Annotated in this window: 14 protein-coding genes and 1 other annotated feature; of the genes, 10 read left to right on the forward strand and 4 right to left on the reverse strand. The window is 51.5% G+C overall.

Annotated elements, in window-relative coordinates:
* Positions 1–47: 47 nt before the first annotated feature.
* Both NSQ46_RS06320 and NSQ46_RS06325 read right to left on the reverse strand, forming a co-directional pair.
* Positions 48–638, reverse strand: coding sequence for a class I SAM-dependent methyltransferase (locus tag NSQ46_RS06320; RefSeq protein WP_251535505.1), 591 nt, complete (start codon positions 636–638; stop codon positions 48–50).
* Entirely contained in the window at positions 638–1,591 is a 954-nt protein-coding gene (locus NSQ46_RS06325; protein ID WP_251535503.1) for a TIGR01212 family radical SAM protein, read from the reverse strand. The genes NSQ46_RS06320 and NSQ46_RS06325 overlap by 1 nt, the downstream gene beginning before the upstream one ends.
* Before the next feature lie 332 nt (positions 1,592–1,923).
* Between NSQ46_RS06325 and NSQ46_RS06330 the strand changes: the two genes are divergently transcribed.
* Positions 1,924–2,103 (forward strand): hypothetical protein, encoded by a 180-nt coding sequence (locus tag NSQ46_RS06330; RefSeq protein ID WP_007127234.1) that lies wholly within the window; start codon positions 1,924–1,926, stop codon positions 2,101–2,103.
* A gap of 190 nt (positions 2,104–2,293) precedes the next feature.
* A complete protein-coding gene (gene trmB / locus NSQ46_RS06335) occupies positions 2,294–3,007 on the forward strand; it encodes a tRNA (guanosine(46)-N7)-methyltransferase TrmB (protein WP_251535501.1) in 714 nt (237 codons plus the stop codon).
* Between the two features lie 184 nt (positions 3,008–3,191).
* On the opposite strand, the gene NSQ46_RS06340 is transcribed toward trmB, so the two are convergent.
* On the reverse strand, positions 3,192–4,319 hold the full coding sequence (locus NSQ46_RS06340; protein ID WP_007127236.1) for a UDP-N-acetylglucosamine--LPS N-acetylglucosamine transferase: 1,128 nt from the start codon (positions 4,317–4,319) through the stop codon (positions 3,192–3,194).
* A 675-nt stretch (positions 4,320–4,994) separates the two neighbouring features.
* Here NSQ46_RS06340 and NSQ46_RS06345 point away from each other — a divergent pair.
* From NSQ46_RS06345 to NSQ46_RS06365, 5 genes are all read left to right on the forward strand, one after another.
* The gene (locus tag NSQ46_RS06345; RefSeq protein ID WP_007127237.1) at positions 4,995–6,233 is read left to right on the forward strand and encodes a glycosyltransferase family 2 protein; all 1,239 of its coding nucleotides are present in this window, start codon (positions 4,995–4,997) and stop codon (positions 6,231–6,233) included.
* A gap of 75 nt (positions 6,234–6,308) precedes the next feature.
* Positions 6,309–6,455: a sequence feature (ribosomal protein L20 leader region), on the forward strand.
* Between the two features lie 52 nt (positions 6,456–6,507).
* Complete coding sequence (gene infC, locus NSQ46_RS06350) at positions 6,508–7,002, forward strand: translation initiation factor IF-3 (protein WP_007127238.1); 495 nt, start codon at positions 6,508–6,510, stop codon at positions 7,000–7,002.
* A gap of 27 nt (positions 7,003–7,029) precedes the next feature.
* Positions 7,030–7,230 carry a 50S ribosomal protein L35 gene (gene rpmI, locus NSQ46_RS06355; protein WP_007127239.1) on the forward strand — a complete coding sequence of 67 codons (201 nt, stop codon included), beginning with the start codon at positions 7,030–7,032 and terminating at the stop codon, positions 7,228–7,230.
* A 30-nt stretch (positions 7,231–7,260) separates the two neighbouring features.
* Positions 7,261–7,620 (forward strand): 50S ribosomal protein L20, encoded by a 360-nt coding sequence (rplT, locus tag NSQ46_RS06360; protein ID WP_006212255.1) that lies wholly within the window; start codon positions 7,261–7,263, stop codon positions 7,618–7,620.
* 204 nt (positions 7,621–7,824) lie between these two features.
* On the forward strand, positions 7,825–8,151 hold the full coding sequence (locus NSQ46_RS06365; RefSeq protein ID WP_342576487.1) for a hypothetical protein: 327 nt from the start codon (positions 7,825–7,827) through the stop codon (positions 8,149–8,151).
* A 2-nt stretch (positions 8,152–8,153) separates the two neighbouring features.
* Here the strand turns inward: NSQ46_RS06365 and NSQ46_RS06370 are convergent, their stop codons facing one another.
* Complete coding sequence (locus NSQ46_RS06370; RefSeq protein ID WP_342576488.1) at positions 8,154–8,600, reverse strand: GNAT family N-acetyltransferase; 447 nt, start codon at positions 8,598–8,600, stop codon at positions 8,154–8,156.
* 614 nt (positions 8,601–9,214) lie between these two features.
* Between NSQ46_RS06370 and ilvB the strand changes: the two genes are divergently transcribed.
* From ilvB to ilvC, 3 genes are all read left to right on the forward strand, one after another.
* Entirely contained in the window at positions 9,215–10,957 is a 1,743-nt protein-coding gene (gene ilvB / locus NSQ46_RS06375) for a biosynthetic-type acetolactate synthase large subunit (RefSeq protein WP_251535499.1), read from the forward strand.
* A gap of 1 nt (position 10,958) precedes the next feature.
* On the forward strand, positions 10,959–11,444 hold the full coding sequence (gene ilvN / locus NSQ46_RS06380) for an acetolactate synthase small subunit (RefSeq protein WP_007127244.1): 486 nt from the start codon (positions 10,959–10,961) through the stop codon (positions 11,442–11,444).
* A 170-nt stretch (positions 11,445–11,614) separates the two neighbouring features.
* A complete protein-coding gene (gene ilvC, locus NSQ46_RS06385) occupies positions 11,615–12,607 on the forward strand; it encodes a ketol-acid reductoisomerase (protein WP_007127245.1) in 993 nt (330 codons plus the stop codon).
* Positions 12,608–12,853 lie beyond the last annotated feature (246 nt).

A 12,853-nucleotide genomic window follows, 5' to 3' on the forward strand; every position in this document is an offset into this window, starting at 1 on the left:
GATGGTATTGATGGTTGATAAAATGGTTGTGCCTCATTGAACTCTTATCATAACGGCTTTTTTCGTTCCAGCGCAATAAGATATGGCGCATCCGGCCGCTGCAGCCCCCGGTACACGATCGTCTGCGCCGTGCTCCAAGGCAGACTTGCGGCCCAGGCCTCAACAGCGGCGGCCTCCGTGTCGCCGCCCCGGTGGCCGGGATACAGCACGATGGTGATGATGCCGCCGGGCCGCAGCAGCTGCAAGGAAGACTCAAGAGCGGCAATGGTGCTTTCAGGCACAGTCATAATCTGCTTATCCGCCGTGTCTGCCGGGAGATAGCCTAGATTAAACATGACGGCTCCGATCCGGCCATGAAGCTGCTCGGGAACGCAGCTATTCATGCGGGCATGGCTTTCAAGGTGCAGTGATACCTCGCCAATGGATGCTTGAGGCTCCTTGGCAAGCCTGCTGCGCGTCAGTTCCAGTGCTTCCTCTTGAATATCGAAGGCGAATACTTTGCCTTTCGAGCCGACACAGCGTGCCAGAAACAGGGTGTCGGCGCCCGTACCGGCTGTCGCGTCCAGCGCAGCCTCCCCCGCCCGAAGCCGCTCCGACACGAGTTTATGCGCAAAGCTCAACACGGAAAGGAAACCCATTACGCATCCCTCCACAGCTTGCCCTGCCATGTATCCCGGCGCTTCAGCTCGGCATCGATGCCGTTGAGAACCGGCCATTTGTCGAGGCTCCACATCGGCCCGATGAGCAGCTCCCGCGGCGCGTCTCCGGTCAGGCGGTGGATGATCATCTCCGGCGGCAGGAATTCCAGGGTGTCGACGATCAGATTCACGTACTCGTCACGTTCAAGGAATCGCAGCAATCCAGCTTCATACTGCTTCACCATCGGGGTTTTGCGCATCAGGTGCAGCAGATGGATTTTGATACCCTGGACATCCATCTTTGAGACTGCCTTGCCGGTAGCAAGCATCATTTCATGGTCCTCCTGCGGAAGACCGTAGATGATATGGGTGCACACGCGGATATTATGCTTACGCAGCTTGTCAACGGCCTTGAGGTAGCATTCGGTGTCATGGGCGCGGTTGATCAGCTCGGAAGTTGAGTCGTGAATGGTCTGCAGCCCCATCTCCACCCATAGATAAGTTCGTTCGTTCAGCTCGGCCAAATATTCGATGACATCGTCAGGCAGGCAGTCCGGGCGCGTTGCGATCGACAATCCAACCACGCCGGGCTGCTTAAGGATCACTTCATAATATTCCCGAAGCACTTCGACCGGCGCATAGGTGTTGGTATAGGCCTGAAAGTACCCGATGTACTTCGCGTTCGGCCATTTCAGATGCTGTCTGTCCCGGATCGTATTGAACTGGGTGACCAGGTCATCCCGACGGCTCCCGGCAAAATCGCCGGATCCGCGTGCGCTGCAGAAGGTGCAGCCGCCCTTGGCAATCGCTCCGTCGCGGTTGGGACAAGTAAAGCCGGCATCCAGCATGACCTTGAACACTTTGTCCTGGAATTGGCTGCGCATCTCGTAATTCCATGTATGAAATCGTTTATCCCCCCATAATCTTGGGGTCTGCATCATTGTTGCACTCATCGCTTCTCCTTTACAGCACATAGATGGGCTGAATACGTTGTAAGCAGCTAAGGCCAGGCCCCGGGATTTCTCCATAAGGATACGGCTTTTTCGGCTGCTTTTTTCTTTGATTTGCGGCTTACGTCTATTGTAGCAAAAAACAGCCTTTATCGTCATATGGGGGTCTTACAGCCTAATTCTTCATTGTTACTTGAATGGGCCTCCCTTAGTTGGTATATTTAAATTAGAAAAATAAATATCTGTTTCAGGCTGTTTTGGTACGGGTATATATACGGAGAGGATTCATATTTGTAAGACGTCATGGATACAATAATACCGTGAGGTGATTGCGAATGAATTCATCGACAGTGAAGTCTGACAGAGATAAAATCGCTGTGGAACTTACCCCGAATGAAGCTTTGGCTCTGACCGGCGTGGAATTTAACGCCGACCATGATGTGAAGGCTTCGGCACAACGTAAAATTCGGGCCGCCTTTGAGAAGACATTTGATTTTCAAGCACAGGAAAGGTAAATATTTCACAGTTTAACTACCGCGGAACCCCAATTCCAATATAAGAAAGAGGAACCTGTTTCTTTTCCGAGAGGGAAAGATAGGGTTCCTTTTTCTATTGGCTCTTTACTTTTGGCTGTAACTTCGTCACAATAATGCAGTATCGGGATATGACGTCCCAATTCATTGGACAAGCTTGTGGAGGTATGTGATGCGTTTACGCGGGAGAAAAGGTATTCGGGAAAATCTGGAGCAGCAGGAAGACCTGGTCGTTTTGGACCCCGGTCAATATAGAGGAAAGTGGGCCGAGCTGTTCGGCAACGATCTTCCGATCCATGTCGAATTTGGCATGGGCAAAGGGCAGTTCATCAGTCAGATGAGCTATAAGCACCGGGATGTCAATTTTATCGGCGTCGATATGTACGACGAGCTGATCCGTCGTGCAAGCGAGAAGGGCCGGGGCGTATGGGCTTCGGAGGGAGTGGATACCCCGCCGAACTTGAAGCTGGCGCTGTTAAATATCGAGAACGTCGAGCAGGCTTTCGCTCCGGGAGAGATCGAACGGATTTATTTGAATTTCAGCGATCCGTGGCCAAAATCGAGACATGCGCGCCGCCGTTTGACGCATCCGCGGTTCCTGGATAAATATAAGGTGATTTTGAACGACAGAGGCCAGATTCACTTTAAGACGGACTCGGTCACGCTGTTCGAATTTTCGTTGAATGCTTTCGCGGATTACGGTTTGCAGATGACTAATATTTCCTTGGATTTACACCGCGACGGGCTGAACGAAGAGCATGTGATGACCGAATACGAGACGAAGTTTGTCGGGCAGGGGATGAAGATTCATCGCTGCGAGGTCCTTATGGGGGAAGCCGCGCTTGAAAGCTATCGACCGAACCGGCTGGAGAAATACGGAAAATAGTAGAAGGCACAATGCCAGCTCCGTGCACTTCCTCTGATAACGGTTACATGACTAATTATAATAGTAGAAAAAGATCGAACTTGCACCGATTCACATCCGGAGCCTCGGGAAAATGGTCGATTATGCAGCTTCGTGCGGCATGGGATGGAAACGCGGTTATTCAAAAAAAGGTGTACTCCAATTTCTAGGAGTACACCTTTTCATTTTCAAGCATGTCGATGATGCTTTTCGCGCTTTGCATGGGATGAAACCGCTCGATGTCCTTCAGATTTCGCTCACGCTGTTCCTGGATGCGGTCGTATTGGTGAAGCAGCATGTTCATCCATTTGCCGATGACCTCAAGCGAGGTGATCGGCTCCCCAAGGCCTTGAGCCGTAAAATATTGGCAATTCTCTTCCTCCTGTCCGGGAAGCGGCTGATGAAACAGCATCGGAATGCCTTTGGCCAGCCCTTCTGTACAGGTCATTCCGCCAGGCTTTGTGACGAGCAGATCAGACACTTCCATCAGCTTGTCAATTTCGCGGGTAAAGCCCAGCAGCCGGATATTCGGGTGCTGGAAGCGCGGGTTGGCTTCCATCTCCTCCCGGGCCTTGTCATTGTTTCCAAGGCAGAAGATAATCTGGACTTGCTTGCTCCACCGGGTCAAATATTCGTTAACGACCTCGTCGTTCATAATGCCCCAGCCGCCGCCCATAACGAGAACGGTCGGCATATCGGACAGATTGAAGCGCTCGCGGATTTCATCCTTGCTTGGATGCGTCCAGAAGTCGGGGTGGATCGGAATGCCGGTCACCTGGATTTTCGCCTGGGAGACGCCGCGGTTCAGCAGCTTTCTCTTCACTTCCGGCGTCGAGACGAAGTAGCGGTCGACTTCCGGACTGATCCACGTATCATGGGCATCGTAATCGGTAATAACGGTACACAGAGGCACATCGGTGCCCAGCCGCTTCAAACGGGATATCACCGCGCTTGGAATGAAGTGCGTGCACACGATGATGTCGGGCCGAAGCGCCCTTACCACGTTCTTGGTGCTTGTATAGAAAATCCGGTGCAGCGCTAAAGCAGTAAACCGGTTAAAGGACTTCTGATGGCGGTACATGTACCCTACGAGTCTCGGGCGTGTCGTGATCGTCTTCCTGTAAGCCGAAATGATCAACGGAGCGATCTTGGGGTTCAGGAAGCTTCCGAGCTCTAGTACCTTCGTTTGTACGCTAGGGGACAATTGGCGCAGGCTGCTGGAGAGTGCGTGGGCGGCCTGCGTATGACCGGCACCGAACCCTTCAGATAACAGCAAGACTCTTTTTTTAGCCACTACTTTTCACCCGTTCTGCAGCGTTATTCTTTAACTTTAACATATCGGCTTTAGGAAGAGAATGCAACTATTTCCGGCTGCTATGAGGAGGGACTATGGTCCCGGATCAAGAAATCAATGCTGCCATGCGCTGCCGCATTCTGCTTGCTACTTAAGCCACTTGACGGCGATGCGGATTTTGTAGAAAAGAAGGGTCTGCGGACTTTTGACTTCGGTAAAAGGAGCCGCTACAATGATTCAAACGGACAGCAAAAAGTTTATTTAAAGAAAAGAGCGTGATGAATCAAAACTTTTTGGTTGTCTGTTACGTTTATTCATTGGCGGACAAGTTTGCGGCAAAAAAATTAGGCGGCCAAAAGAAATAAAAAGCAAGAAAACAGATGAAAATAAGAACTAAAGCCGTTTGAAACGAAGTTTGCTGCCACGCTGGACCGCAAGCTGAGCTCTTTTACGAAGTTTTTCGGTAAATTAGAGCATTCCACGCTTTTGACAAAAGATACGAAAGTGTGGAAAATCGTGTATGACGTGCGAAAAGCAGCCCCGCGGCACCGAGGCTAAGATCTAGAAAAGACACAAAGACAAAAGTCAACAGGGTCATAAGAGCAAGAAAAAACATGTAGAGAGAAAAAAACACAACACATTCTCGGGTTATAAAAAAGGGGGTAACGGAGAATCATGACAGACGCCATCTTTATCGCGCTCCAATTATTTTTGGCCGCGGTGGGTGTGTACCAGTTCGTATTCTCTTTGTTTGGTCTGATCAAGAGAAAGAAGAAAAAGCACTTTGCACCGAATAAATCCTTTGCAGTCCTTGTGGCTGCACACAACGAAGAGCAGGTTGTAGGGGCTCTTATGGAGAACCTGAAGCAGCTCAATTATCCGAAGGAACTGTACGATGTATTCGTCATCTGCGACAACTGTACAGACCGCACAGCCGACATCGTCCGTTCGCATGGGATGAATGCGTGCGTGCGCACGAATCAAAATCTCCGCGGGAAAGGGTATGCCATCGAGTGGATGCTCAAAGAGCTCTGGGCGATGCCTCGTCAGTACGATGCGGTCGTCATGTTTGACGCCGACAATCTGGCGGACCCGAATTTCCTGATTGAAATGAATAACGACCTTTGCTCGGGAGCGAAGGTCATCCAGGGATATATCGACACCAAGAACCCTGAGGATTCCTGGATCACGGCCGCTTACGGCGTATCCTACTGGTATATCAACCGTCTGTGGCAGCTGTCCCGCCACAATTTGAATATGGCCAATTTCCTTGGCGGCACCGGCATGTGCTTCGAGACCAATCTCCTGAAGGAGATGGGCTGGGGAGCAACGAGCTTGGTGGAGGACTTGGAGTTTACGATGCGCAGCGTGATGCGCGGCGTATATCCGAAGTTCAACTATGACGCCAAAGTGTTCGACGAAAAGCCGCTGACGTTCAAGGCTTCGGCCAGGCAGCGTCTGCGCTGGATGCAGGGTCACTTTACGGTTGCCCGTCGTTATTTCTTCCCGCTGCTGTGGCGTGCCATTAAGGAGCGCAGCCTCGTGAAGCTCGACTTGGCGCTGTATGGGGTCAACGTGTATATCGTCCTGCTGACGTTCGTGTTGACCGCCATCATTTGGGTCGATAATTCGTTCTTTGACGGTCCGAATATCGCGAACCTGTACGGGCATTTGCCGATCTGGCTGAGTTTTACAGCGATTGCGGCGAACGTGTTCACCTTCATGATCGCAATGATCCTGGAGAAGGTGAAGTTCAAGAAGGTATACCTGTACCTCGTCCTGTTCCCGATCTATCTGCTGTCTTGGTATCCGATTACCGTCTATGCGTTCTTCACGCAGAACAACAAAACATGGAGCCATACCGAGCATACACGTGTCGTTCGGCTTGAGGAAGTACAGAGCAAGCAAGGTTAATTAAATTTTGCGAGCAGTGTTGACATAGTCCAGTGTACTTGTTATACTGTTCTAGTCTTTGTAACAGAATATTCTGATTGCAAGTAGAAGCACCGCTTCTCACCTGACCGACATAGGTTGGCTGGTTTGATCACGAAATCAATGAATGGATTAAGTTTCATTTTTGAATGAGTTATCAAATAGGGATGTCGGTGGTTGAACCGTCATCCCTTTATTTTTTTGCAAGCAGGAATCACAAGTTATCTGGAGGTGGAGGACTATCAGTAAGGAACATATGATCAATGACGAGATTCGGGCCAAGGAAGTACGTTTGGTCGGCCCGGAGGGTGAACAGATCGGGATCAAGCCGATTCGTGAAGCACTGCAGATGGCAATTGATCTCAATCTGGATCTGGTGAACGTGGCCCCTCAGGCGAAACCGCCGGTATGCCGCATCATGGACTACGGTAAATTCCGCTATGAGCAGCAGAAGAAAGAGAAGGAAGCGCGCAAGAACCAGAAGATCGTGGATATCAAGGAAGTATGGTTCCGGGCCAACATTGAGGAGCATGATTTCCAGACCAAGCTCCGCAATGTCGTTAAGTTTTTGAAGGACGGCGATAAAGTGAAATGCTCCGTGCGTTTCCGCGGTCGTGAAATCACCCATGCGAACATCGGCCAGAAGATTCTGGAGCGCGTGAAGACGGAAGTGGCGGACCTCTGCGTCGTCGAACGTCAGCCGAAGCTGGAAGGCCGCAGCATGATTATGATTTTGGCTCCTAAAGCCTAAGAGAAATTAGAGGAGGAAGTACACACAATGCCTAAAATGAAAACACATAGCAGCCTGAAAGGCCGCTTCAAAATTACTGGTACGGGTAAAGTTAAACGTTACAAAGCTTACAAGAACCACTTGCTTTCCCACAAATCCAAGCGTGCGAAGCGCGTATTGTCCAATAGCCCTGTCATGGCGCCTGGAGATGTTAAACGTTTGAAGCAAGGTCTGGCTAACTTGAAATAGTAAACAACAATTATTGGGAGGTCTTTTGATATGGCACGAGTTAAAGGCGGATTTGTCGTTCGTCGTCGACATAAAAAAGTATTGAAGCTTGCGAAAGGTTATTTCGGTTCCAAACACCGCATTTTTAAAACAGCGAACGAGCAGGTTATGAAATCCCTCGTTTATGCATACCGTGATCGTCGCAATACGAAGCGTAACTTCCGCAAATTGTGGATCGTTCGTATCAACGCGGCTGCTCGTCAAAACGGTCTGTCCTACAGCAAATTGATGCATGGACTGAAGCTTGCTGGCGTGGACATCAACCGCAAAATGCTGGCTGATCTGGCTGTGAACGACCTGAACGCGTTCAATTCCTTGGCTACTGTAGCTAAAGAAAAAGTGAACGCTTAATACTACATGTATGAAGAAACCGCCGAATTATTCGGCGGTTTCTTTGCGTATCTCAGGATATCTTAAGGATTCGGCAACGCCGGTTAATTCGGTATCTTTATACATGAAATCGCCGTCTATATTTGCTGGATAGGGCCATGAAACAGGCAAGCCTCCCCCTTCCGGAATAGATTGAAATGTATATTACCTCAAGGAGGGATTTTCATGGAAAAGCCTGTCAACAAGGCGAAACTGAAGTCGTATGTGGGCAAGCGGATTGTTGCGTATAAGAAAGACGGAACCATGGTGACAGGCAAATTGGTTAAGGTATCCGGGAGCCGTCTGTTCGTTGAACCGGGCGGCAAGCAGGTAAAGACCAAAGCCATCGTTCCTCTCGTGCTGTTCGACTTGCTTGCGATCGGCACCGCACCTTACGCTTACGGCGGATATCCCGGATATCCGAACGGATACGGGGGATATCCCGGATATGGCGGATTCTACGGCCCTGGTTACGGCGGGTTTGGCGGACCGTTCGGCGGATTCTTCTGGTAAGACTAGGGATACCACACTTTTTCCATCTCGTAGCATTGGCTGGTTGAGATGATTCGGGTTACCGTATAACCGAGCTTTCTGTAAAAGGCGAGCCCGCCCCGGTTCCCGACGTCTACCATCACCTTCGCTCGCTTGCAACCGCGGGATACAGCGAAACGTTCGGCATGCTCCATCAAACGGATGCCCCATTGCTTTCGCTGTACGGCGGGTGCGACGGCCAGCATATCGATACACAGCAGCTCGCCATGCACCAGGAAGTGGATGAAGGCGAGGACTCGATCCTCCTGTCCGGCTGCAACCAGGGTTACGCCGCGCCGTAATCGGGCAGGGATATCTTTGCGAATCGCATGGATCTCCTTCGGGCTCATATGGGAAAGAGGGACGAGCTCGGATTCGATCAGCTGCAGAATCATGACGTCATCCTGCCCGGGTTTCCAGTAGCGGATCATCGTTATTTCTCTCCCTTCTCTCGCCGAGGTTTGCTGCTCAATTTATCATATGTACCAGGCTCTGGGAGCGTGTTTTGCGGCAATGGCCGGAAGCTTCGAATTGCGTAGTGAATGAAAACCTCTCATGCGAAGTAAAATAAATGTGTTGACTTCTGGATTGGAACGATCATATAATGTTTCTAAACATTTTAACGAATATATCCAATCGGCAATGATGAGGACGAAGTTTAAAGGGCTCTTTTGCTCAGAGAGTGGATGGATCTGCTGAAACCACCACCAAAATCCCTTTTATACGAGCTCACCTCGGAGCTGTTTTCCTGAAAGATGCTAGGCTATGACTTTACCGCATTAAGTCGTAACAGCATTTATTAGGGAAAATCGTGTAAGTCCACGTTACGGACTGCAGATATTGAAGAGCTGGTGTTATGCGAGAGCCTTCATACCTGCTGAGGCTTTACACTGCGAGGTGTAGAGCAAACATGGGTGGTACCACGGAAGCCAGAACCTTTCGTCCCTCACACGGAGATAATCCGGGTGTGGAGACGGAAGGTTTTTTTGTTGCTTGGATCATGGTGGAAATTAGAGCATGCCAATATTTGAGAGGAGGATGACTGATGAGCGCGCAAACTCCAGAAGTGCGGTCTACAGAACAATTACGTGAGAAATGGATGAAGCCTGAAGTGATTACCGGATCGGAAATCTTGCTTCGGAGTCTTCTGCTCGAAGGTGTCGAGTGCGTTTTCGGATATCCGGGCGGAGCCGTCCTGTATATCTACGATGCAATGTATGGTTTTGAGGATTTCAACCATGTCTTGACTCGTCACGAGCAAGGCGCCATCCATGCAGCCGACGGATATGCCCGGGCAAGCGGTAAAGTAGGTGTATGTATCGCGACCTCGGGACCGGGGGCAACGAACCTCGTAACCGGGATTGCAACAGCCTATATGGATTCTGTTCCGCTCGTTGTCATTACCGGTAACGTAGCAACGACGCTGATCGGAACGGATGCCTTCCAGGAAGCGGATATTACAGGCATCACGATGCCGATCACCAAACACAGCTATCTGGTGCGGAATGTCGAAGATCTGCCGCGGATCATCCACGAGGCCTTCCACATCGCGTCCACGGGACGTAAAGGGCCGGTGCTGATCGATATTCCGAAGGACGTATCGGCGGCAACGACGCTGTTCAAGCCGGAAGATAACGTCCACCTGCGGGGCTATAACCCGCGAACGGTACCGAATCGTCTGCAGCTCGACAAGCTGGCCCGCGCGATCGAGGATGCCGAGCGTCCAATGATTCTTGCCGGCGGCGGCGTCATATACTCCGGCGCACACGAAGGGCTGCTGGAATTCGTCAACAAGACGGGCATTCCGATCACGACGACGCTGCTCGGGCTGGGCGGATTCCCGACGGGACACGAGCTCTGGACGGGCATGCCGGGCATGCATGGCACGTACACGTCGAACCAGGCCATTCAACAATCCGACCTGCTGATCAGTATCGGAGCGAGATTCGATGATCGCGTTACCGGCAAACTGAACGGATTTGCACCGAATGCCAAAATTGCTCATATTGACATCGATCCGGCGGAGATCGGCAAGAACGTGCCAACCGATATCCCGATTGTCGGGGATGTCAAAACCGTGCTTGAAATGCTGAATCCGCTCGTCGGATACGCAGGCAAGGCGGATGCTTGGAGAGACCAGATCGGCAAGTGGAAGGCGGAATATCCGTACCGCTACGTGGATTCGGATACCGTACTCAAGCCGCAGTGGGTTATCGAAATGCTGAACGAGACGACCAAGGGCGAAGCGATCGTAACGACGGATGTCGGACAGCACCAGATGTGGGCGGCCCAGTATTACAAATTCAACCAGCCGCGTTCATGGATCACCTCCGGCGGCCTCGGCACGATGGGCTTCGGATTCCCTTCCGCCATCGGCGCCCAAATGGCCCATCCCGACCGGCTCGTCATCTCGATCAACGGGGACGGCGGCATGCAGATGTGCTCCCAGGAGCTTGCGATCTGCGCCATCAACAACATTCCGGTCAAAATCGTGGTCATCAACAACCAGGTGCTTGGCATGGTTCGCCAATGGCAGGAGCTGATCTACGACAACCGTTACAGCCACATCGATCTGGCGGGCAGCCCGGATTTCGTCAAGCTTGCTGAAGCTTACGGTGTGAAAGGTCTTCGCGCCACGACGAAAGACGAAGCGCACCGCGCTTGGGCCGAAGCGATGGAAACGCCGGGACCGGTGCTCGTCGAGTTCGTGGTCGAGAAAGGCGAGAACGTGTATCCGATGGTACCGCAAGGGTCGACGATCGATCAAATGCTGATGGGGGATGCGTAAGATGAGTACAAAACATACCATTGCCGTACTAGTAAACGACCAGCCGGGTGTCCTGCAGCGGGTTTCGGGACTGTTTGGCCGCAGAGGCTTCAACATCGAGAGCATTACCGTGGGGCAATCGGAGGAGCAGGGGCTGTCGCGGATGGTTATCGTGACGACAGGAGATGACACGACGCTGGAGCAGATCGAGAAGCAGCTATACAAGCTGATCGATGTCATCAAAGTCATCAACCTGAGCTCCAAGCCGATGGTCGCAAGGGAGCTTGCCCTGATCAAGGTCAAGGCGGAGCCTTCCGCCAGACCTGAAATCATGGGCGTTGTCGAGACCTTCCGGGCTTCGGTCGTCGACATCGGTACCACCAATCTGATGGTTCAGGTTGTTGGCGATACCGTGAAGATCGATGCGATGATCGAGCTGCTGAAGCCTTACGGGATCCAGGAGCTGTCCCGGACCGGGGTTACCGCGATGATTCGCGGTAATGCGTAATCATCCGTTCGCTTTTTGATGCTTTTCGCTGTTGAGCTTCAAACCATCAATATCAGCAGACACCTGCATGGCATGAGCGGGTGTTTCAGCAGACCGGGCCACTAAGCCGGGTCGATTGAAATACCCGCTCATCATGAAGGGTCTTTAAAATTAAAGGAGGACTTATCCAAATGGCAGTTACTACTTATTATGAACAAGATGCAGAGCTTAGCGTACTTAAGGACAAAACGATTGCGGTAATCGGCTACGGCAGCCAAGGGCATGCCCAAGCACAGAACCTGCGTGACAGCGGTCTCCAAGTGGTGATCGGTCTTCGTGAAGGAAAATCCTTCGACAAGGCGAAAAACGACGGGTTCGAGGTGCTTTCTGTAGCGGAGGCTGTAAGCCGTGCGGATGTCGTTCAAATCCTCATGCCGGACGAGACGCAAGCGTCGGTGTACAAGAATGACATCGAGCCGAACCTGAAAAAGGGTGCAGCTCTGATGTTCTCCCATGGCTTCAACGTTCATTTCGGCCAAATCGTGGCTCCTAAAGACAACGACGTCCTGCTCGTAGCTCCGAAATCCCCGGGCCACATGGTTCGCCGCACGTATGTTGAGGGCTTCGGCGTACCTGGATTGATCGCGATCGAGAAGGACGCGACCGGACAAGCTAAGGCAATCGGCCTTGCTTATGCTAAAGGTATCGGCTGTACCCGTGCAGGCGTTATCGAAACATCCTTCCGCGAAGAAACCGAAACCGATCTGTTCGGTGAGCAGGCTGTACTGTGCGGCGGCGTATCCGCGCTGATCAAAGCCGGTTTCGAAACGCTGACAGAAGCCGGTTATGCTCCGGAAATGGCTTACTTCGAGTGTCTGCATGAACTGAAGCTGATCGTTGACATGATCTATGAAGGCGGACTTGCGAACATGCGCGACTCCATCAGTAACACTGCGGAATACGGCGACTACGTAACAGGCCCACGCATCGTTACCGACGAAACGAAGAAAGCGATGAAGGAAGTATTGTCCGATATTCAACAGGGTAAATTCGCTCGCGACTTTATTCTCGAGAACCAATCCGGCCGTGCATTCCTGACGGCTACTCGCCGCAACGAGTCCGAGCACCAGCTTGAAGTCGTTGGCGCTCAGCTTCGTGAGATGATGCATTGGATCAAGAAATAAGAAGATTTAATGTCATTAGAAGATTTATGGCTTCAAGCCTTTTCTACGGGACGGGTGAACAGCCTGGAAATGACAGATTTAAAAAGGAGGAACCGCTAGTAAGGCGGCTCCTCCTTTTATTTGTATTGGCCGAGGATGGTTATGGCCCCACCGGAGAAAGCTAGCGCGTAAGCAGATGTGCTCCGGTACTTTCGCTCCGACTGAAATCGTTTAAACGCTGTGAGGGGCTAATATTGTGAACAACTT

The organism is Paenibacillus sp. FSL M8-0142 (assembly GCF_038597315.1).
Lineage (GTDB): Bacteria > Bacillota > Bacilli > Paenibacillales > Paenibacillaceae > Paenibacillus_AQ > Paenibacillus_AQ lactis.